The sequence below is a fragment of the Pseudomonas sp. P1.8 genome (genome assembly GCF_001269805.1).
Taxonomy (GTDB): Bacteria; Pseudomonadota; Gammaproteobacteria; order Pseudomonadales; family Pseudomonadaceae; genus Aquipseudomonas.
Genome location: NZ_LHVM01000023.1, coordinates 1 through 18,798, shown reverse-complemented (window position 1 = coordinate 18,798; position 18,798 = coordinate 1). Strand labels below are relative to the sequence as shown.

General features: G+C 57.4%; 20 protein-coding genes. 9 read left to right on the top strand and 11 right to left on the bottom strand.

Translation table 11 applies throughout. The features are described 5' to 3' along the window. Positions 1–16: 16 nt before the first annotated feature. Positions 17–1,924: an esterase EstP gene (gene estP, locus AD668_RS24350; RefSeq protein ID WP_053162894.1), complete on the bottom strand. Its 1,908-nt coding sequence runs from the start codon at positions 1,922–1,924 to the stop codon at positions 17–19. A gap of 16 nt (positions 1,925–1,940) precedes the next feature. After that, positions 1,941–2,243 (bottom strand): hypothetical protein, encoded by a 303-nt coding sequence (locus AD668_RS29605; RefSeq protein ID WP_156322392.1) that lies wholly within the window; start codon positions 2,241–2,243, stop codon positions 1,941–1,943. Positions 2,244–2,333: 90 nt separating this feature from the next. Between AD668_RS29605 and AD668_RS24345 the strand changes: the two genes are divergently transcribed. From AD668_RS24345 to AD668_RS24330, 4 genes are all read left to right on the top strand, one after another. After that, a complete protein-coding gene (locus AD668_RS24345) occupies positions 2,334–2,927 on the top strand; it encodes an aminodeoxychorismate/anthranilate synthase component II (protein WP_007906885.1) in 594 nt (197 codons plus the stop codon). Positions 2,928–2,936: 9 nt separating this feature from the next. Continuing rightward, positions 2,937–3,986 carry an anthranilate phosphoribosyltransferase gene (gene trpD, locus AD668_RS24340; protein ID WP_053162892.1) on the top strand — a complete coding sequence of 350 codons (1,050 nt, stop codon included), beginning with the start codon at positions 2,937–2,939 and terminating at the stop codon, positions 3,984–3,986. Next, complete coding sequence (gene trpC, locus AD668_RS24335; RefSeq protein WP_053162890.1) at positions 3,983–4,819, top strand: indole-3-glycerol phosphate synthase TrpC; 837 nt, start codon at positions 3,983–3,985, stop codon at positions 4,817–4,819. The genes trpD and trpC overlap by 4 nt, the downstream gene beginning before the upstream one ends. 127 nt (positions 4,820–4,946) lie before the next feature. Then, complete coding sequence (locus AD668_RS24330) at positions 4,947–5,648, top strand: lipoate--protein ligase family protein (protein ID WP_053162888.1); 702 nt, start codon at positions 4,947–4,949, stop codon at positions 5,646–5,648. A 10-nt stretch (positions 5,649–5,658) separates the two neighbouring features. On the opposite strand, the gene crp is transcribed toward AD668_RS24330, so the two are convergent. Beyond that, on the bottom strand, positions 5,659–6,303 hold the full coding sequence (gene crp / locus AD668_RS24325; protein ID WP_053163819.1) for a cAMP-activated global transcriptional regulator CRP: 645 nt from the start codon (positions 6,301–6,303) through the stop codon (positions 5,659–5,661). A gap of 230 nt (positions 6,304–6,533) precedes the next feature. Between crp and AD668_RS24320 the strand changes: the two genes are divergently transcribed. Both AD668_RS24320 and speD read left to right on the top strand, forming a co-directional pair. After that, on the top strand, positions 6,534–6,956 hold the full coding sequence (locus AD668_RS24320; protein WP_003176451.1) for an OsmC family protein: 423 nt from the start codon (positions 6,534–6,536) through the stop codon (positions 6,954–6,956). Positions 6,957–7,196: 240 nt separating this feature from the next. Then, positions 7,197–7,988 carry an adenosylmethionine decarboxylase gene (gene speD / locus AD668_RS24315; protein WP_053162886.1) on the top strand — a complete coding sequence of 264 codons (792 nt, stop codon included), beginning with the start codon at positions 7,197–7,199 and terminating at the stop codon, positions 7,986–7,988. Between the two features lie 108 nt (positions 7,989–8,096). Here the strand turns inward: speD and coq7 are convergent, their stop codons facing one another. The 6 genes from coq7 to hemJ form a co-directional block, all read right to left on the bottom strand. Beyond that, positions 8,097–8,744 (bottom strand): 2-polyprenyl-3-methyl-6-methoxy-1,4-benzoquinone monooxygenase, encoded by a 648-nt coding sequence (gene coq7 / locus AD668_RS24310; protein ID WP_053163817.1) that lies wholly within the window; start codon positions 8,742–8,744, stop codon positions 8,097–8,099. Positions 8,745–8,904: 160 nt separating this feature from the next. Beyond that, on the bottom strand, positions 8,905–9,243 hold the full coding sequence (locus tag AD668_RS24305; RefSeq protein ID WP_053162884.1) for a histidine triad nucleotide-binding protein: 339 nt from the start codon (positions 9,241–9,243) through the stop codon (positions 8,905–8,907). A gap of 80 nt (positions 9,244–9,323) precedes the next feature. Then, the gene (locus AD668_RS24300) at positions 9,324–10,112 is read right to left on the bottom strand and encodes an SDR family oxidoreductase (RefSeq protein WP_053162883.1); all 789 of its coding nucleotides are present in this window, start codon (positions 10,110–10,112) and stop codon (positions 9,324–9,326) included. A 61-nt stretch (positions 10,113–10,173) separates the two neighbouring features. Next, on the bottom strand, positions 10,174–11,127 hold the full coding sequence (locus AD668_RS24295) for a DUF805 domain-containing protein (protein ID WP_053162880.1): 954 nt from the start codon (positions 11,125–11,127) through the stop codon (positions 10,174–10,176). A 93-nt stretch (positions 11,128–11,220) separates the two neighbouring features. After that, positions 11,221–12,189 carry a nitronate monooxygenase family protein gene (locus tag AD668_RS24290; RefSeq protein ID WP_053162879.1) on the bottom strand — a complete coding sequence of 323 codons (969 nt, stop codon included), beginning with the start codon at positions 12,187–12,189 and terminating at the stop codon, positions 11,221–11,223. A 34-nt stretch (positions 12,190–12,223) separates the two neighbouring features. Next, positions 12,224–12,655 carry a protoporphyrinogen oxidase HemJ gene (hemJ, locus tag AD668_RS24285; RefSeq protein ID WP_053162877.1) on the bottom strand — a complete coding sequence of 144 codons (432 nt, stop codon included), beginning with the start codon at positions 12,653–12,655 and terminating at the stop codon, positions 12,224–12,226. A gap of 135 nt (positions 12,656–12,790) precedes the next feature. Between hemJ and argC the strand changes: the two genes are divergently transcribed. Together argC and erpA are read left to right on the top strand one after the other, a co-directional pair. Beyond that, complete coding sequence (argC, locus tag AD668_RS24280; protein WP_053162875.1) at positions 12,791–13,825, top strand: N-acetyl-gamma-glutamyl-phosphate reductase; 1,035 nt, start codon at positions 12,791–12,793, stop codon at positions 13,823–13,825. 167 nt (positions 13,826–13,992) lie between these two features. Continuing rightward, the gene (gene erpA, locus AD668_RS24275) at positions 13,993–14,343 is read left to right on the top strand and encodes an iron-sulfur cluster insertion protein ErpA (RefSeq protein WP_007906865.1); all 351 of its coding nucleotides are present in this window, start codon (positions 13,993–13,995) and stop codon (positions 14,341–14,343) included. Between the two features lie 67 nt (positions 14,344–14,410). Here the strand turns inward: erpA and AD668_RS24270 are convergent, their stop codons facing one another. Then, positions 14,411–15,502, bottom strand: coding sequence for an anhydro-N-acetylmuramic acid kinase (locus AD668_RS24270; RefSeq protein ID WP_053162873.1), 1,092 nt, complete (start codon positions 15,500–15,502; stop codon positions 14,411–14,413). 3 nt (positions 15,503–15,505) lie between these two features. Next, on the bottom strand, positions 15,506–16,942 hold the full coding sequence (locus AD668_RS24265; RefSeq protein WP_053163815.1) for a peptidoglycan DD-metalloendopeptidase family protein: 1,437 nt from the start codon (positions 16,940–16,942) through the stop codon (positions 15,506–15,508). 213 nt (positions 16,943–17,155) lie between these two features. Between AD668_RS24265 and tyrS the strand changes: the two genes are divergently transcribed. Then, positions 17,156–18,355: a tyrosine--tRNA ligase gene (tyrS, locus tag AD668_RS24260; protein ID WP_053162871.1), complete on the top strand. Its 1,200-nt coding sequence runs from the start codon at positions 17,156–17,158 to the stop codon at positions 18,353–18,355. Positions 18,356–18,798: the final 443 nt, after the last annotated feature.

Sequence of the window (18,798 nt, the reverse complement as noted above, 5' to 3'; positions counted from 1 at the left end):
GATTTTCAAACGCGGATCAGAAATCCAGCGCGACCCCAACCGTCAGCCCTTGCTGGGTAAAGTCATCATCCTTGCGGAACGTGTACCCGCCACGCAGCGCCAGATCGGCCGTCAACTTGTGGCTGACGCCCAGGCTCACGCGATTCAAGTTGCTTTGCGGCGCGTATCCATCAAGCTCGAAATCCAGGGATGGCAGACTGTTGAGGGCGATGTTTACATTCTGCACGTCATCCTCGTATTCATGCTCGTAGGCATACTCGCCGAACACTTGGGTCTGTGAAGTGATCTGGTATTTCCCCTGCAGTCCTGCACCGAGGCGTTTTGAGTCGCGCTTCTGGTCGTCAAACGTCAGCGCCGTAGAACGTGCGGCGTTTTCCGAGTAGCCGTCGACTTCGACCTTCGCGTAATCCGCGCTGATGAACGGTGACAGGTGCCAGTCACTGCCCGGCCGCGCAATGTCGTAGCCGACACGTGTGCTGAACGCCCAGAGATAGCCATCGGTATCACCTTTCTCCGCACCTTGCGCCGCACCCAGATCGAATTTGCGCTTGAGGTTGTCGTAATCCAGTTTGCCCCCGGTCAACGCAGCGTCCGCCCACCAGCGATCTTGCTGGAACTGACCGAAGGCGGTGGCCAGGTAGCTGTTGAGTTTGTAATCCGAGTCGTTATTGCCTGCCTCCAGATCCTGACGGTAGAAGCCTGCCGCTACACCCACACGCCAGGCTTCGTTAAGCCGATAGCTGCCGCCGATGTTGAGGTTGTAACCACTGCCATCGGCGCTGGCGCCGCTGCTTTGGCTGTCGACATCGAGGTGCTGTCCACCCCCGGCGACAATCGCACGCCATTGACCGACGGCTTGCCAATTACCCCAATCCGATTGCCATTGGCTACGCAGTTCATCCTGATGCGCCCGCAACGTTGCGTGAGCCATCTCCGGCAACAGCGTCAGTTCCCAAGGCGCCGCCAGTAAGGAATAGGCGTAATCGGAAATCAGCTTTTGCCCGGTCTCAGTCGGGTGAACACCGTCGTTGTAGATCAGCTTGCTCGGATCCGGGGTCGCGCTGTTGATGCCAAAGGTCGCGTTTTCGGTGCAGCCATTTCCGCTGAAGCAAGTCGCAGTCAGGTTCTGCCCGGTGGCCAGTCCGAATCGCGCCGGATCGGCGAAGGTTTCCTGCAATAGCAGTGGAATATTCAGTGGAATGATTTGCGCATCGATCCCCGCCAGTCGAGTGACCAATTGCCGATTGAAGGCCGCGCTCAGTTGTGAGGTCGGTGTCTGCAAAGGGGTCCCATTGATGGCTGGAGTCAAACCCAGGTCCGGTAGCAGCCAAACCATGATGTACTGGGCGCCGGCGGTTTGCAGTAGCTGAACGCTGTTTGCCAGCCGGTCCGCCGCGGCATTCGCCTGGGCGCCACTTTGTACGCGGCCCTGCAGGAAATCATTACCGCCGCCGGAAAGGTAGTACAGCGCGTTGGGATCGGCGCGAAAGCTGTTGGTCGGCAGATAGCCGGCGCGGGCACGTTCGCCCGTCGCGGATACGGTGGTGATCGAGTCAAGGATCTGGTCGGTACGGTAGCCACCTACAGCCCAGTTGTTACCATCCGGCAAACCTTGGGCGGCCCGTGCGGCCGAGGTCGAAGCGGAGGTCTGGTCCGCTGAAAATCCAAGATTCCCGCCCAGCAGTTGGGTCGAGTTGGCGGAATAGACTTCGCCGCTACCGTCCCGATAAGTCGGTCCGGTACGGTTGGTGAAGCGCAGGGTCGAACCGGGAGGGCCGCCCCTGTCGGTAAACTGTCCCGCATCGTTGAGGCTGTCGCCAAAGACGATGAAGTTCGAGTAAGGGGTGGGCGCCGCAATCGCCTGGGCGCAGGCCATCGCGAGCACGCAACCGGCGAGCGGTGCAGCCAATCTCTGCTTGATCATGAGCAAGTCCGTTTGTTTATTGTTTTGGTAGGCAAAACGACAGTGCCAAAAAACTATAGAGCCAGATGCCATTCGGCGCGAACCCGCCAAATGTTTCAGGCGCTTCGATCGCACCATATTGCACGCTCTGCCCAGCTAAGTTACTGTGCCAAGACGTATAAATGAGACCTTCCCCGTGTTGATCGTCAGCAAACTTCTGGATCAAGTCATCAAGGCACACGCCCGTTGGCGTTGGCGCGCCTGAATCCTTCTGCCGGCCCGGCCGGATCTTTACCGCTTCGCCTTCTTTACCCGTAAGACATGCCGCTTTGCTGCGCAATTCCAGCGCCTGACAAAAGTGCAGGACGCTGCGGGTGAATCATTCGAAGGCTGTTTTAGTAGTCAGTGAATCAAAGAGGTTCTTAACGCCATGTTGCTGATGATCGATAACTACGACTCTTTTACCTACAACGTTGTGCAGTACCTTGGTGAGCTAGGCTCCCAGGTCAAAGTCGTGCGCAACGACGAGCTCACCATCGCTGAAATCGAAGCCCTCAACCCAGAGCGCATCGTTGTGTCGCCCGGCCCGTGCACGCCGACCGAAGCCGGCATCTCTATCGAAGCGATCAAACATTTCGCCGGCAAGTTGCCGATCCTGGGCGTGTGCCTGGGCCATCAGTCCATCGGCCAGGCCTTTGGCGGCGACGTGGTGCGTGCCCGTCAGGTGATGCACGGCAAGACCAGCCCGGTGTTCCACGAGGACAAAGGTGTATTCGAAGGTCTGAATCGTCCTCTGACGGTCACGCGCTATCATTCCTTGATCGTCAAACGCGAAACGCTACCCGACTGCCTCGAGTTGACCGCCTGGACGCAGCTTGAAGACGGCTCGGTCGACGAAATCATGGGCCTGCGTCACAAGACCCTGAATATCGAAGGCGTGCAGTTTCACCCTGAGTCGATCCTCACCGAGCAGGGCCACGAACTGTTTGCCAACTTCCTCAAACAAACCGGCGGCACGCGCTAAGGACGACTCATGAATATCAAGACAGCCCTGGGCCGTATCGTCGAACATCTCGACCTCAGCACCGAAGAAATGCGCGACGTGATGCGCGAAATCATGACCGGGCAATGCACGGACGCGCAGATTGGCGCGTTCATGATGGCCATGCGCATGAAGAGCGAAAGCATCGACGAAATCGTCGGCGCCGTATCAGTGATGCGTGAACTGGCCGACAAGGTCGAACTCAAGACCCTCCACGGTGTGGTCGATGTGGTCGGCACCGGCGGCGACGGCGCGAACATTTTCAACGTGTCGACCGCTTCGGCGTTCGTGGTTTCGGCAGCCGGATGCACCGTGGCCAAGCACGGCAACCGTGCAGTCTCGGGCAAGAGCGGCAGTGCCGATTTGCTGGAAACAGCCGGTATCTATCTGAACCTGACGCCGGTGCAAGTCGCGCGTTGCATCGACAACGTCGGCATCGGCTTCATGTTTGCCCAGACTCACCACCGCGCCATGAAGTACGCCGCGGGTCCGCGCAAGGATCTGGGCTTGCGCACCTTGTTCAACATGCTCGGCCCGCTTACGAATCCGGCCGGTGTTAAACATCAGGTGGTCGGCGTGTTCACCCAGGCGTTGTGCCGGCCATTGGCTGAAGTGTTGCAGCGTCTGGGCAGCAAGCACGTGTTGGTGGTGCATTCGAAGGATGGCCTGGACGAATTCAGCCTCGCAGCGCCGACCTTTGTCGCTGAGCTGAAAGACGATCAGATCACCGAATATTGGGTCGAGCCGGAAGACCTGGGCATGAAGAGCCAGAGCTTGCACGGCCTGGCGGTCGAAAGCCCGGCGGCATCCCTGGAACTGATTCGCGATGCCTTGGGCAAGCGCAAGACCGAAAACGGTCAGAAGGCTGCCGAGATGATCATGCTCAATGCCGGCGCCGCGTTGTACGCCGCCGACCATGCCAGCAGTCTCAAAGAAGGTGTTGCCTTGGCGCACGATGCGCTGCACACCGGTCTCGCTCGGGAAAAACTCGAGGAGCTGGGTGCGTTTACCGCGGTATTCAAAGTGGAGAATGAGGGATGAGTGTGCCGACGGTTCTGGAAAACATTCTGGCGCGCAAGGCTGAGGAAGTCGCCGAGCGTCGTGCTCGCGTCAGCCTCTCCGAGCTGGAAAGTCTGGCCAAGGCGGCCGATGCACCCCGTGGTTTTGCCCAGGCATTGATGGCTCAGGCCAAGCTGAAACAGCCGGCGGTCATTGCTGAAATCAAGAAAGCGTCGCCGAGCAAGGGCGTGATCCGCGAGAACTTCGTTCCCGCTGACATCGCTAAAAGCTACGAGAAGGGTGGCGCGACCTGCCTGTCGGTGCTCACCGATATCGACTTTTTCCAAGGGGGCGATGCGTATCTGCAACAGGCGCGTGCGGCATGCAGCCTGCCGGTGATCCGCAAGGATTTCATGCTTGATCCGTACCAGATCGTTGAGGCGCGTGCATTGGGCGCCGATTGCGTGCTGTTGATCGTCTCCGCACTGGATGACGTGAAAATGGCCGAGCTGGCGGCCGTGGCCAAAAGCGTCAATCTCGATGTGCTGGTGGAGGTCCACGATGGCGATGAGCTGGAGCGGGCCCTGAAAACCCTCGACACTCCTCTTGTCGGCATCAATAACCGTAACCTGCACACCTTTGATGTCAGCCTCGAAACCACGCTTGACCTGTTGCCGCGTATTCCGCGCGATCGTCTGGTGATCACTGAGAGCGGCATCCTCAATCGTGCCGATGTCGAGTTGATGGAAATCAGCGATGTCTACGCATTCCTGGTCGGCGAGGCATTCATGCGCGCCGAGAGTCCGGGTACCGAGTTGCAGCGTCTGTTCTTCCCAGAGCGCGGTGTGCCTGTCAGCGGTTCGACCCTCGACTGAAACGCATCGCGAGCCTGCTCGCTCCCGCATTGGATTTTTTGGTGTAAACAAATCCTTTGTAAGAGCGAGCTGGCTCGCGATAGCGGCATAGGAAGCACCACAGGCTTTGTGTCCGACGGATTCCCTCATGACCTCACCTCTCTCCCTGACCATCGAAGCCGGCCTGCAAATGGAACAGGATCTGTTGGCGTCAGTCTGTGCCGGCGACGCAGAATTCGGTCTGCTGTTCTGGCAACCAAGCGATCAAGCCTTGGTTATGCCGCGCCGCTTGAATCGCTTGCCAGGTTTCGAGGCCGCTTGTGAGGTGTCGGCAGCAGCAGGCTGGCCCGTGCTGTTGCGCGATACCGGCGGCGAACCCGTCCCGCAATCAGCCACCACGATCAACATCGCACTGGTTTACGCCCCCCCGCGCAGCGAAGGGGATCTGAACCGCATCGAATCTGGATACCGCCGATTGTGTGATCCGATCTGCCAGCTACTGGATGAATTGGGTGGCGCTTCGTCTCTTGGCGAAATCGACGGTGCGTTCTGCGATGGCCGTTTCAACGTCAACCTGGACGGACGCAAGATGGTTGGCACCGCCCAGCGCTGGCGCCAGAGCCAGGGCGGTCAACGTCCAGTGGGGCTGGTGCACGGTGCAATGTTGATCGATAACGAGCGCGAGTCGATGGTCGCGGCGGTCAACCGCTTCAACCAAGCGTGCGGACTTGAACAACGGGTGCGTGCCGAAAGCCACATTGCCCTGCATGAGAAATTCGTCGCGCCGGATGCGTTGGCGCGTCTCGATGAGCTTTACCGTCTGATGCTCGAACAGATGTTCAGCGGCTAGGTTTTCGAGCTTATCGGGTGCCGAAGACCACCATGGTCTTGCCTTTGACGTCCACCAGGTTGCGTTCTTCCAGATCCTTGAGCACACGACCGACCATCTCTCGCGAACAACCGACAATCCGTCCGATTTCCTGTCGTGTCACCTTGATCTGCATCCCGTCCGGGTGAGTCATGGCATCCGGCTGCTTGCACAATTCCAACAAACAACGCGCAACGCGACCGGTGACGTCGAAGAACGCCAGGTCACCCACCTTGCGCGTAGTGTTGCGCAGGCGTTGTGCGATTTGTCCGCTAAGCACGTAAAGAATGTCAGGATCCTGCTGCGACAGTTCACGAAATTTCGCGTAGCTGATTTCCGCGACTTCGCATTCGACCTTGGCCCGCACCCAGGCACTTCGCTCCTGCTCCAGACCGGCCTGTTCGAACAGGCCCAACTCACCAAAGAAGTCCCCGGCATTCAGGTAAGCGATGATCATCTCCCGACCGTCCTCATCTTCGATCAGGATGGTGACCGATCCTTTAATGATGAAGAACAGCGTCTCCGAACGGTCGCCGGCGCAAATGATGTTGTTCTTGGCCTGATAGCGACGGCGCTGGCAATGCATCAGCAGCTTGTCGAGGTTTTTGATCCTGGGGGTGTGGGCAAGAGCAACCATGGTTGTATCCCGAAAAGACTGCGCGGTGTGTTTGGTTTTTTTATGAATAGCGAAAACAGCGACAAGGCTGACCATGCGCCAGCGAATTGGCGTCAGCTTATCAGACGCTTCCTAGAATATTCGAGAAATTACCTACGGTGCAGATGCTTATGTCCTAGGAAGGCAAGCGCTGCCATTCGAGGGCCCTGTGCTAAGCTGGCGACCCTTTTTTAGACAGTGGAGTCTTGGCGATGAAGGCACGCATCCAATGGGCTGGCGAAGCCATGTTCCTCGGCGAATCCGGTAGCGGTCATGTCGTGGTCATGGACGGTCCGCCCGAAGCCGGCGGTCGTAACCTGGGAGTCCGGCCGATGGAAATGCTCCTGCTGGGTGTTGGCGGTTGCAGCAATTTCGATGTGGTCAGCATCCTCAAGAAGTCCCGCCAGGCTGTGGAAAGCTGTGAAGCCTTCCTGGAAGCCGAGCGTGCGACCGAAGATCCAAAAGTGTTCACCAAAATCCACATGCATTTCGTGGTCAAGGGCCGTGGCTTGAAAGAAGCCCAGGTCAAACGTGCCATCGAGCTGTCCGCCGAGAAGTATTGCTCGGCTTCGATCATGCTCGGTGCAGCAGGCGTGGCGATCACTCATGATTACGAGATCATCGAACTCGGTTGAATAGACATTCAACTATCATAAAAGCGGTGCAGACTCTGGCGATCCCAAGCGGACGTCTGCATAATGCGCCACTTTTTTCAGGGTAGTGGCCGGTCGACCGGCAGGCCGCGCGCCCGAAACAGACAACCAAAATCGCCATCGCGAAGAGGTGTTAACCGTCCTACGCAGGTGCGTTGTTCGCATCTGACGGGCATGCTTGATCACGCGGCCGGGCCGCAAACACATAGAGAGTTTTTAACGGTGAAAAGCAAACTCAAGCTCCACGGGTTCAATAACCTGACCAAGACCTTGAGCTTCAACATCTATGACATCTGCTACGCGGAAACCCCGCAAGATCAACAGGCCTACGTCGAGTACATCAATAAAGAGTACAACGCCAAGCGCCTGACGCAGATTCTCACGGAAGTTGTCGATATCATTGGTGCCAACATCCTGAACATTGCGAGTCAGGACTATGAGCCACAGGGCGCCAGCGTCACGATCCTGATCTCTGAAGAACCGGTAACCCCGACCGAGAGTCAGATCGAAGAGTCCCCGGGCCCGCTGCCGGAAATCATCCTGGCCCACCTCGACAAGAGCCACATTACGGTGCACACCTACCCGGAAATCCATCCGGATGACGGTATTGCAACCTTCCGTGTGGATATCGACGTGTCGACTTGCGGGGTCATTTCACCGCTTAAAGCGCTCAATTTCCTCATTCACCAGTTCGACTCGGACATCGTGACCGTGGATTACCGTGTGCGCGGTTTCACCCGTGACGTTGAGGGCAAAAAGCACTTCATCGACCACGAGATCAATTCGATCCAGAACTACCTCTCCGAAGACACCCGCGACGCGTATCAGATGACCGACGTGAACGTGTACCAGGAAAACCTTTTCCACACCAAAATGCTGCTGAAGAACTTCGAGCTGGATAACTACCTGTTCGGTGACGCTACCAACAGCCTGTCCTCTGAGCAGCGCACTCAGGTGACCGAGCGGGTGAAGCACGAAATGCTCGAAATCTTCTACGCGCGTAACATGTCGTAAGATTCTCGAACTCAAAAAAGGCGACCTCGGTCGCCTTTTTCATGTCCGTCGCAAACCCCTGTAGGAGCGGGCTTGCCCCCGAAGAGGACCTATAAGGCAACAGAGCCCTCACATCCGATAAGTACTCTTGGTCATCACCTTGGCCATCAGACTCATTCCGAACTTCACAGGTGCCGGAAAACGGAAGCCCCCCGCATCCAGCGCACTTTCGGCATGTTGCTCTTCATCAATGCGCATCTGCTCAAGAATCGCCCGGGACTTTTCATCCTCGGCCGGCAATTGCTCCAGATGTTCGTTCAGGTGTTTGCACACCTGATCTTCCGTCGCCGCAACGAACCCCAGGCTGACTTTATCGCTGATCAGGCCGGCCACTGCGCCGATCCCGAAAGACATGCCATAAAACAGCGGATTGAGAATGCTGGTGTGGCTGCCCAACTGATGAATGCGTTGTTCGCACCAGACCAGGTGGTCGATTTCTTCCTCGGCGGCGTGCTCCATGGCTGCGCGCACTTGCGGCAGTTTCGCGGTCAGGGCCTGCCCCTGATACAGCGCCTGGGCGCAGACTTCGCCGGTATGGTTGATACGCATCAGGCCGGCGACGTGGCGGGTGTCTTCGTCGCTCATTTTTGCGTCCGGTTGGACGATGGCCGGCGATGGGCGGTACGGATGGCCATTGGAAGGCAACAGAGTACGCATCGCGGCGTCTGCTTGCAGCAGAAGACGGTCAATCGGCGAGTAGTGACGTTGGGTAGTCATGCTGACCTCCGGAGGAATCTCGGCGGCCAGTTTAACCCAATCGGCCGGGGAAGGTTTGCGCTGGGTCAAGATCAAAAAATCGCAGCCTGCGGCAGTTGCTACATGGGTTCGCGATCCACGTAGGGGCTGCCGAAAGCTGCGATCTTTTAAGTACCTACACTCAGCCCGGCGGCCAATGCATTTGGCGCTGACCCAGCACGTGCATATGAATGTGATAGACAGTTTGCCCACCTTCTTCATTGCAGTTCATGACAACGCGGAAACCTTTTTCACAACCCAGCTCCAGCGCCAGACGCTGGGCCGTGAACAGAATGTGTCCGGCCAGTGCCTTGTCATCTTCGGTGAGGTCGTTCAGGGTGCGCACCGCTTTCTTCGGGATCACCAGAAAATGCACGGGTGCCTGTGGGGCGATGTCGTGGAAGGCCAGAACCTGGTCGTCCTCGTAAATGATCTTCGCCGGGATTTCCCGATTGATGATCTTGGTGAACAGAGTATCCACAGCTGTTTTCTCCGTTGTTTGGGCTGGTCTGAGTGTACTCACGGGTTCAGTCCGAGCCCAGTCTTTTACCGGCAAGTCGGTCAGCGTGGGCAGTGTGCCTTGATGACCATCCCGGTGATTGTGCGAATCAGCCAGCGCGAGCCGAACCGGGGCAGGGTGGCCAGCCATCGGTTGCGCCGTCCCGGAATGATGATCGCACGGTTTTTCTCCAGGGCGCGCACGGTATAGAGGGCGACCTCTTCCGGGCTCATCAGCATTTTGCTGTTGGCCAGTTTTTCGGTGTTCAGTTGCGCGGTATGGAAAAACGCCGTGCGGGTCGGTCCTGGGCAAAGCACTGAGACCTTCACTGCGCATTTTTTAAGCTCGACCCGCAAGGCTTCGGAAAAGTGCAGCACATAAGCCTTGCTGGCGTAATACGTGCTCATCCACGGCCCGGGATGAAAGGCTGCAACCGAAGCCACATTCAGTATTTGCCCGCCGCCTTGCAGCGCCATGCTATTGCCAATGGCGTGGCAGAGGCGGGTGAGGGCAAGGATGTTCACTTCGATGAGGTCCTGCTCGGTCATCCAGTCCTGGGCCAGGAACGGGCCGCATGTACCGATGCCGGCGCAGTTGACCAGCAAGTCGATCTGCCGCTCACCTTCTTCCAATTCCAGCAAGAACCCGGACAGGCGCAGTGGCTCACCCAGGTCGCAGGCGCGAAACAGCACTTCCACGCCGAAGCGTTGAGTCAGTTCAATCGCAATACTTTCCAACTGATCACGTTGTCGGGCCACCAGAATCAGGCTTCGGCCGCGCCGGGCCAGGGCTTCGGCCATCGCCAGGCCGATGCCACTGGAAGCGCCGGTGATCAGAGCGTAACGGGTCATGCAGTTCTCCATCGCAACAGCTCCGCGCCGCGACGCAGGTGTCACGGGCCAGGAGCGCTGTTCATTCTTTCGCAGAGTCTACAGGGGGCTGGGCCTCTTCGGCTGCATCGTCGTTGGAATTTGGCGCAGGCTCGGCCTCGACATCGATTTCTTCGGAGATGACAGAACCGCTGTCGTAGCGGCTCTGCGCAGCACTTTCATACTCTTCCTGAAGGCTCGAGATGCCTCCGGCCAATACGCCCACCAACATCAACGCGATGAACGCCAGCCACAATGAAGCCAGCACTTTTACCGCAGCGCTGTTTGGCGGGGGCGGCGGGCCGTAGCGATTGGGACCTGTGTCGCCGGGCATCGCCATGGTTACAAACGGGAAGATGCTGCCAACAAACGGAACGAGGTTGATCAGCCACAGCCAGCCGGACCAGCCGATGTCATGCAGGCGCTGAACATTGATCTGAATGCTGACGAAGGCGAACCCGACAAACACGATCAAGGCGAGCAGACTGCCTAAAATCAGGCCCGCAGTAGAGTCTGAATCGATAAGGGCCAGGGCGACCACGGCAAACACCCCGCAAACCGCCATGAGGATCAGGGTCAAGACCATCGTCCAGGCCAGATAGCGCAAGCGACCGATACGCCCATCGAAGCTGAATGGCTTGAGTGTGGCAAATTCTGTGGAGGTTGCCCCAAGGTCCGCTCGGGGTGGGGTGTAAGGCGACGGAGGATCGACCGATGTGGCTGAGTAATGCTCATGAATCTCGGTGAGGTTCAATTCTACAGGCGGCTCGGCTTCGATGCGGGCATCGATGCCGGTTTTGCTCAGTGCTTGCAGATAGGTTTGAGCGTCGGCATGGCTCAGGTCGCGTTTGAGCGCGACCGGGCGGCCGCTGAACAGGCGCTCGATTGCCGCGACATCACTTTTGAACAACTGCGCAAGGTTGACCTTTGCAGTCGTGATATCGACACCGGGCTGCAAAGCGCCTTCGAATACGATCTTGAAACGGTTTTCGCCCATGTTCGAAGCATCCTTGTCACGAGAGATTGAATAAGAAATCCAGGCCTGGGCGTGTAAAGGGTCAGCCGTGGGAGGTCGACCCAGGGTTGACTGTCAGCGCGGCCACCGCTTTGGCAGCTGTGCGGCGTGTTCCAGCGCCTTGCGATACTCCCCATCAAGACGCGCGACCAATTGATCGACACTTGGCAAATCATCGATCTCGCCGACGCCCTGGCCCGCGGACCACACGGTTTTCCAAGCTTTGGCTTCATCGCTGATGGGCTTGAGCTTGGAGCCGAAGTTGATTTCGCCCTTGCCTTGCAGCGCTGACATGTCGAAACCGGCGGCTTCCAGGCTCTGACGCATGAAGCTTGCCGGAACGCCTGACACCGCTGGAGTATGGATGATGTCTGCGGCTCTGGCTGTCAGCAGCATTTCTTTGTAGGCGTCAGACGCATGACTTTCGGTTGTGCCGATAAATCGCGTACCGAAGTAAGCTAAATCCGCACCCAGCAATTGTGCGGCGAGAATTTCGTGGCCGTGGTTCAAGCATCCGGCCAATAGCAGGGTCTTGTCGAAGAACTGGCGGATTTCGGCCATCAGCGAGAACGGGCTCCAGGTGCCGGCGTGGCCACCGGCACCGGCGGCCACTGCGATCAATCCATCTACCCCGGCTTCGGCAGCTTTCTCGGCATGACGGCGGGTGGTGACGTCGTGGAATACCAGGCCGCCGTAGCTGTGGACCGCATCGACCAGTTCCTTTACGGCGCCGAGGCTGGTGATCACGATCGGTACTTTGTGTTCCACGCAGATTTCCAGATCCGCTTGCAGCCTTGGATTACTGTTATGGACGATCAGGTTCACAGCATACGGTGCGGGGTTGTCCATTGTCGCCAACCCGGCCTCGATCTCCTTCAACCAGGCTTTGAACCCACTGCTTTCACGCTGGTTCAGCGCCGGGAAGCTGCCGACCACGCCGTTGCGACAGCAGGCCAGCACCAATTGCGGGTTGGAGATGAGAAACATCGGCGCAGCCACCACAGGCAAGCGCAGACGTTGTTCGAGCAAAGCGGGCAGCGACATTGGAAGTACCCCGAAATAACACGATCAGTAGGATTTAGAACGGCCGAACCACGACCAGAATTACGATTGCCAGCAATAGCAGAACCGGCACTTCATTGAACCAGCGATAAAAGACATGGCTCCGGGTGTTTTCGCCACGGGCAAATCGTTTTACCTGGGCGCCGCACATATGGTGATAGCCGATCAGCAGTACGACCAGTGTCAACTTCGCATGCATCCAGCCACCCTGGGTGAAATATGCACTTGGGTTGAGGCTGATCAACCAGCCGCCAAAGATCAGCGTGGCGATCATTGCCGGGCCCATGATTCCCCGATACAGCTTGCGCTCCATGATGCTGAAGCGTTCCTTGCTCACGGTGTCTTCGCTTTGAGCGTGATAGACGAACAGGCGCGGCAGGTAAAACAGGCCGGCAAACCAGCAAACGATGCTGATGATGTGAAAAGCTTTTAGCCACAAATAGAGCATTTTTAGTTATTCCAGGATTCACGGTAGACCGAATAGTAGAGGCTTGAGCGTCCGCACGTCACCTTGGCGGTTGTCGCAGGGGCGCGCGGCCCCTATTATCGACGGCTTTCCAGTGGGTTCGTTGAGGGCAGGTTTATGGTCAAGGTCGGTATCGTCGGCGGCACGGGTTACACCGGTGTCGAACTGCTGCGTCTGTTGGCGCAACATCCGCAAGCTGAAGTGGTTGTCATCACTTCCCGATCCGAGGCAGGCCTGGCCGTTGCCGACATGTACCCGAACCTGCGAGGCCACTACGACGGCCTGGCGTTCAGCGTTCCGGACATCAAGACCCTGGGCGCTTGCGATGTGGTGTTCTTCGCCACACCGCACGGTGTTGCCCACGCCCTGGCCGGCGAGTTGCTGGCGGCGGGGACCAAGGTCATCGACCTGTCGGCCGATTTCCGCCTGCAAGACGCGGATGAATGGGCCAAGTGGTATGGTCAGCCGCACGGCGCACCGGAGTTGCTGGACGAAGCGGTCTACGGCCTGCCGGAAGTCAATCGCGAGCAGATCAAGAAAGCGCGTCTGATTGCGGTGCCGGGTTGCTATCCAACTTCCACGCAATTGGGCTTCCTGCCATTGCTGGAAGCGGGTCTGGCCGACGCCTCGCACTTGATCGCTGACTGCAAATCCGGCGTCAGTGGTGCTGGTCGTGGCGCCTCCGTAGGTTCGTTGTACTCCGAAACGTCGGAAAGCATGAAAGCCTATGCCGTGAAAGGTCACCGTCACTTGCCGGAAATTCGCCAGGGCTTGCGTCGTGCAGCAGGCAAGGATGTCGGCCTGACTTTCGTTCCACACCTGACGCCAATGATCCGTGGCATTCACTCGACGTTGTACGCGACCGTCGTTGATCGCTCGATCGACCTGCAGGCGCTGTTTGAAAAGCGTTATGCCAACGAACCGTTCGTCGACGTTATGCCGGCCGGTAGCCACCCGGAAACCCGCAGTGTGCGTGGTGCCAACGTCTGCCGTATTGCTGTGCATCGTCCTCAGGATGGCGATCTGGTGGTCGTATTGTCGGTGATCGACAATCTGGTCAAAGGTGCGTCGGGTCAGGCGGTACAGAATATGAACATCCTGTTCGGGCTGGATGAGCGTCTGGGTCTGTCCCACGCTGGCATGTTGCCCTAAGGCTTGTACCGAACAGCAAAAAGGCCCTTTGAAAGGGCCTTTTTGCATTCTGGCTTGGCGATTGGATTGGCTGATATACCATAACAATAGTTGACCGCTTTTCTAGGAGAAGCGGATAATGCGCGTCATCACGCAATATGACGGCGTAACGCCGGGAGATAGTCAGCATGAGCGTCGAATCCTTCACCCCCACGGCTTTGCAATTCACCCACGGTGCCGCGCACAAGGTGAAGAGCCTGGTCGATGAAGAGGGGAATGATCGCTTGAAGCTGCGCGTATTCGTTACGGGCGGCGGTTGTTCAGGTTTTCAATACGGCTTCACCTTCGATGAAGAAGTGGCCGATGACGACACCATCGTCGAGCGCGAAGGTGTGAGTCTGGTTGTCGATCCGATGAGCTTCCAATACCTGGCGGGCGCCGAGGTGGATTACCAGGAAGGTCTGGAAGGCTCGCGTTTTGTCATCAAGAACCCTAACGCGACCACTACCTGTGGCTGTGGCTCTTCGTTCTCGATCTGATCAGCGCGTCGCTACCAACAAAACGCCGTATGGCCTCAAGGCCCTGCGGCGTTTTGCTGTCCGGCATTTATGCGGGGTAGATGGCGCCGAGCACGCGTAATCCACGGGCTCCAGTGACGCTAGGGCGATTGGCCGCGATGCCTTCGAGGCAGCAGTGGGCCAACCAGGCAAAGGCCATCGCTTCGACCCAGTCAGGGTCTACGCCGTAAATGGCGGTGCTGCTGACTTTTGCGTTTGGCAGCAGGCTGGACAGTCGGCTCATCAGCGCAGCGTTATGCGCGCCGCCGCCGCAGACCAATAGTTCCTGGGTATCCAGCTGAGCGCTTTGCAGTGATTCAATGATGGTCAGCGCGGTCAGCTCAAGCAGCGTTGCCTGCACATCCTCGGCCGCAAAGGAGGGCAAGTGCGCGAGGTGTTGCATCAGCCATGGCAGGTTGAACACTTCGCGGCCGGTACTCTTCGGGCCTTGGGTAACAAAGAATGAATCACTGAGCAGTGCCTTCAGCAGATCAGGTTCGATCTTTCCACTGGCCGCCCATTGGCCGCCACGGTCGTAATTGTCGCCACGATGCTGATTGATCCACGCATCCATCAGCACATTCCCTGGACCGCAGTCGAAGCCGGCTACAGGTTTTCCGGGCTCGATCAGGCTGAGATTACTGAAGCCACCAACATTAAGCACTGCGCGATGGCCGGTGCGCTCTTCGAACAGGGCTTCGTGAAAGGCGGGTACCAGCGGTGCGCCTTGACCGCCAGCGGCGACGTCGCGGCTGCGGAAATCGCTGACTACCGTGATGCCGGTGAGCTCTGTCAGCAGGGCGGGATTACCTATCTGCACCGTGAAGCCTCGTGCGGGCTCATGGCGAATGGTCTGGCCGTGGCTGCCAATCGCTCGAATGCTTTGAGGCTTGAGCTGCTGTTGAGTCAGGAGGGCGTTAATGCCCTGTGCAGCCAGCTTTACCCAGTTTTGCTGGGCCACGGCAGAGCGGGCAATCTCGTCCGCCCCACTGACGCACAAGCCAAGCAGCTCGGCACGCAGTGAATCGGGCATTGGGATGTAGTGGGTGGCGACCAGTTTGATCGCCGGGGATTGCTCGATCAGCGCTATGTCCAGGCCATCAAGGCTGGTCCCGGACATCACGCCTATATAGAGCGACATCGCTTAGCGCCTGGCCGAGGCTAGCTGGGTGGATTTTTCCTGATCCATGCGCGCCATCAGCGGTTGGCTCTGAGCAAGGAAGCGCGCACGCTCGCCTTTGGAAATTGGATCGGCCATTGCTACTTTCTGGCCCAGCGGATCAACGTGCACGCCATTGACCTGGAACTCATAGTGCAAGTGCGGTCCCGTGGAGAGGCCAGTGGTGCCGATATAACCAATGACCTGACCTTGCTTGACCGTGCCGCCAGTCTTGACGCCTTTGGCGAAGCCCTGCATGTGGCCATACAGCGTGCGGTAGGTGTTGCCATGCTGAATGATGACCGTATTGCCGTAACCGCCACGGCGGCCGGCGAGCAAGACTTTGCCGTCACCGGCGGCCTTGATGGGGGTGCCGCGCGGCGCTGCGTAGTCGACACCTTTGTGGGCGCGGATCTTGTTCAGGATCGGGTGTTTGCGGCCCATGGAGAACTTGGAACTGATACGGGCGAAGTCCACCGGCGTACGAATGAACGCCTTGCGCATACTATTGCCGTCAGCGGTGTAGTAGCTGCTGTTGCCTTGTTTGTTGGTGTATCGCACGGCAGTGTAGGTCTTGCCGCGGTTGGTGAAGCGTGCGGACAGGATCGGGCCATTGCCGACAGCCTTGCCGTTGACAACCTTCTGCTCGTAGATCACGTCAAACTCGTCGCCCTGGCGAATATCCTGGGCAAAGTCGACGTCGTAGCCAAATACGCTGGCCATATCCATGGTCAGGCTATGGGACAGGCCGGCTCGAGCCGCGGACTGCGATAGCGAGCTGTTGATCACGCCATGTACATAGGCTGAGCGCACGGTGGGTTTGGCAGTAATGCGGTTGAACGTGTAACCCTTGTCGTTCTTGGACAGGGTGATGGTTTCCAGATCGCTGATTTTACTGTGCAGGCTGGTCAGTTGGCCGTCCGGGCCCAGTTCGAATTCAAGTTTCTGCCCGCGCTTGAGTTGGCTGAACTGCTTGGCCTGCTTGTTACTGGCGAGTACTTCTTTCACGGCAGTGGTTGGAAGGCCTACTTTTTCGAACAGGGTAGAGAGCGTGTCGCCTTTGGCAACGGTCACTTCCCTGTGGCTATCGAGCTTCTTTTCTTCAGCGACCGCTACTGTCACGGGAGCAGGTGCTGGCGCGGCTTCAGCGGTTTCCTGTGGCTCTTCTGCGCTGTTTTCAATCTGTGCGAAAGGAGAAGCTGCTGACTCATTTGTGGCTTCGACGGCTTCAGCGACGTCTTGATCTTGTGTCAGTTGTTCAGCAGGGCTTTCCAGTTCAAGACTCAGGGTCGTCTTTTTGGCTTCAACATCACTGGAAGGGAATACCAGAAGCGCCAGGCTCAGAAGGGCGGCGATGCCACTTGCAGCGAGCAGATGGGTCTTCGGGTAAAGCGGAGGCGCTTTAGACGATTCTTTGGTCATAAGTAGTGTTTTGACTTTGAAAATGATGAATTGGAAAAGATGAATGACATGATGAAGATGAAATAACTGTATAAAATATAACCAAATCATCTCTGAAGCAAGTCTACGGACGTTCCGTCCGTGGATTGGTGTCCGTGTGCCGGGCAAACCTTGTATTTGACGCCCGATCTTGTATGGTTGGTCCCCTTTGAATTCGAGCCTTGCGGGTCTGTTATGAAGTCGGTTGAAGAGCAGCTAGCGCTGATCAAACGTGGTGCGGAAGAACTGTTGGTCGAGTCCGAGCTGATCGAAAAGCTCAAGCGTGGCCAGCCGCTGCGTATTAAGGCAGGCTTCGATCCGACGGCGCCGGATTTGCACCTGGGTCACACCGTGCTTATTAATAAGCTGCGTCAGTTCCAGGAGCTGGGGCATCAGGTGATCTTCCTGATTGGTGACTTCACCGGGATGATCGGTGATCCGAGTGGCAAGAGCGCGACGCGTCCTCCGCTGACTCGTGAGCAGGTTCTCGAGAACGCCGAAACTTACAAGACTCAGGTTTTCAAGATTCTCGATCCGGCCAGGACGGAAGTGGCATTCAACTCCACCTGGATGGATCAGATGGGGCCGGCCGACTTCATTCGCCTGACTTCGCAGTACACCGTGGCTCGCATGCTCGAACGCGATGACTTCGACAAGCGCTACACGACCAATCAGCCAATCGCCATTCATGAGTTCCTTTATCCGCTGGTCCAGGGTTACGACTCGGTAGCGCTGCGTGCGGACGTCGAGCTTGGCGGTACCGATCAGAAGTTCAACCTGCTGATGGGGCGTGAGCTGCAGCGTGGTTATGGTCAGGAAGCTCAGTGCATTCTGACCATGCCGCTGCTTGAAGGTCTGGATGGCGTGAAGAAAATGTCCAAGTCGTTGGGCAACTATGTCGGTATTCAGGAAGCGCCGGGTGTGATGTACGGCAAGCTGGTTTCCATTCCGGATGCGCTGATGTGGCGTTATTTCGAGCTGCTCAGCTTCCGTTCGATGGATGAGATCAATGCGTTCCGTGCCGATGTGGATGCGGGTGCCAATCCGCGTGACATCAAGATCAAGCTGGCTGAAGAGATCGTTGCACGTTTCCATGGTGAAGAGGCTGCGGCCAGCGCTCATCGTGCGGCGGGCAACCGTATGAAGGATGGCGAGCTGCCGGATGATCTGCCAGAGATCGAATTGACTGCTGCTGAGGATATGCCGATCGCTGCTGTCCTTAATAAGGCTGGCCTGGTCAAGAATTCGGCTGTAGCGCGAGATCTTCTCGGTTCTGGTGGAGTGCGTATAGATGGTGAGGTTGTTGATCGCACCTTTATACATGCGCTGGGTGCGACCCATGTTTGCCAGGCTGGCAAGAAGGCATTTGCGCGTATTACGCTCAAATCCGAATAAACCTGAAATAAGGGGTTGACGGCGAATTTTAGAAGCCTATAATTCGCCCCACTTCCGGCGCAGTCGAAACGGAAAACTCCTTGGTAAACAAAGAGTTACGCAGTTTTCGGCAGCAGGTTGCTTCAGGTCATCGAAGCCAGAAAGAAGTTGAAAAAGAGGTGTTGACAGCAGCGTGTAACGCTGTAGAATTCGCCTCCCGCTGACGAGAGATCTGAAGCGCAAGTGGTTGAAGTTGTTAAGGAAATCCTTGAAAACTTCTGAAAAATACCACTTGACAGCAAATGAGGCTGCTGTAGAATGCGCGCCTCGGTTGAGACGAAAGATCTTAACCAACCGCTCTTTAACAACTGAATCAAGCAATTCGTGTGGGTGCTTGTGGAGTCAGACTGCTAGTCAACAGATTATCAGCATCACAAGTTACTCCGCGAGAAATCAAAGATGTA

Bases quoted from the DNA above. Each gene is read 5' to 3' on its own strand.
- AD668_RS24295 (WP_053162880.1), bottom strand. From the start codon at position 11,127: ATGGGCGAAAACCGTTTCAAGATCGTATTCGAAGGCGCTTTGCAGCCC.
- AD668_RS24320 (WP_003176451.1), top strand. From the start codon at position 6,534: ATGAAGGCACGCATCCAATGGGCTGGCGAAGCCATGTTCCTCGGCGAA.
- trpC (WP_053162890.1), top strand. From the start codon at position 3,983: ATGAGTGTGCCGACGGTTCTGGAAAACATTCTGGCGCGCAAGGCTGAG.
- AD668_RS24290 (WP_053162879.1), bottom strand. From the start codon at position 12,189: ATGTCGCTGCCCGCTTTGCTCGAACAACGTCTGCGCTTGCCTGTGGTG.
- estP (WP_053162894.1), bottom strand. From the start codon at position 1,924: ATGATCAAGCAGAGATTGGCTGCACCGCTCGCCGGTTGCGTGCTCGCG.
- coq7 (WP_053163817.1), bottom strand. From the start codon at position 8,744: ATGACTACCCAACGTCACTACTCGCCGATTGACCGTCTTCTGCTGCAA.
- erpA (WP_007906865.1), top strand. From the start codon at position 13,993: ATGAGCGTCGAATCCTTCACCCCCACGGCTTTGCAATTCACCCACGGT.
- AD668_RS24330 (WP_053162888.1), top strand. From the start codon at position 4,947: ATGACCTCACCTCTCTCCCTGACCATCGAAGCCGGCCTGCAAATGGAA.
- argC (WP_053162875.1), top strand. From the start codon at position 12,791: ATGGTCAAGGTCGGTATCGTCGGCGGCACGGGTTACACCGGTGTCGAA.
- crp (WP_053163819.1), bottom strand. From the start codon at position 6,303: ATGGTTGCTCTTGCCCACACCCCCAGGATCAAAAACCTCGACAAGCTG.
- AD668_RS24270 (WP_053162873.1), bottom strand. From the start codon at position 15,502: ATGTCGCTCTATATAGGCGTGATGTCCGGGACCAGCCTTGATGGCCTG.
- trpD (WP_053162892.1), top strand. From the start codon at position 2,937: ATGAATATCAAGACAGCCCTGGGCCGTATCGTCGAACATCTCGACCTC.
- hemJ (WP_053162877.1), bottom strand. From the start codon at position 12,655: ATGCTCTATTTGTGGCTAAAAGCTTTTCACATCATCAGCATCGTTTGC.
- AD668_RS24345 (WP_007906885.1), top strand. From the start codon at position 2,334: ATGTTGCTGATGATCGATAACTACGACTCTTTTACCTACAACGTTGTG.
- tyrS (WP_053162871.1), top strand. From the start codon at position 17,156: ATGAAGTCGGTTGAAGAGCAGCTAGCGCTGATCAAACGTGGTGCGGAA.
- AD668_RS24300 (WP_053162883.1), bottom strand. From the start codon at position 10,112: ATGACCCGTTACGCTCTGATCACCGGCGCTTCCAGTGGCATCGGCCTG.
- AD668_RS24265 (WP_053163815.1), bottom strand. From the start codon at position 16,942: ATGACCAAAGAATCGTCTAAAGCGCCTCCGCTTTACCCGAAGACCCAT.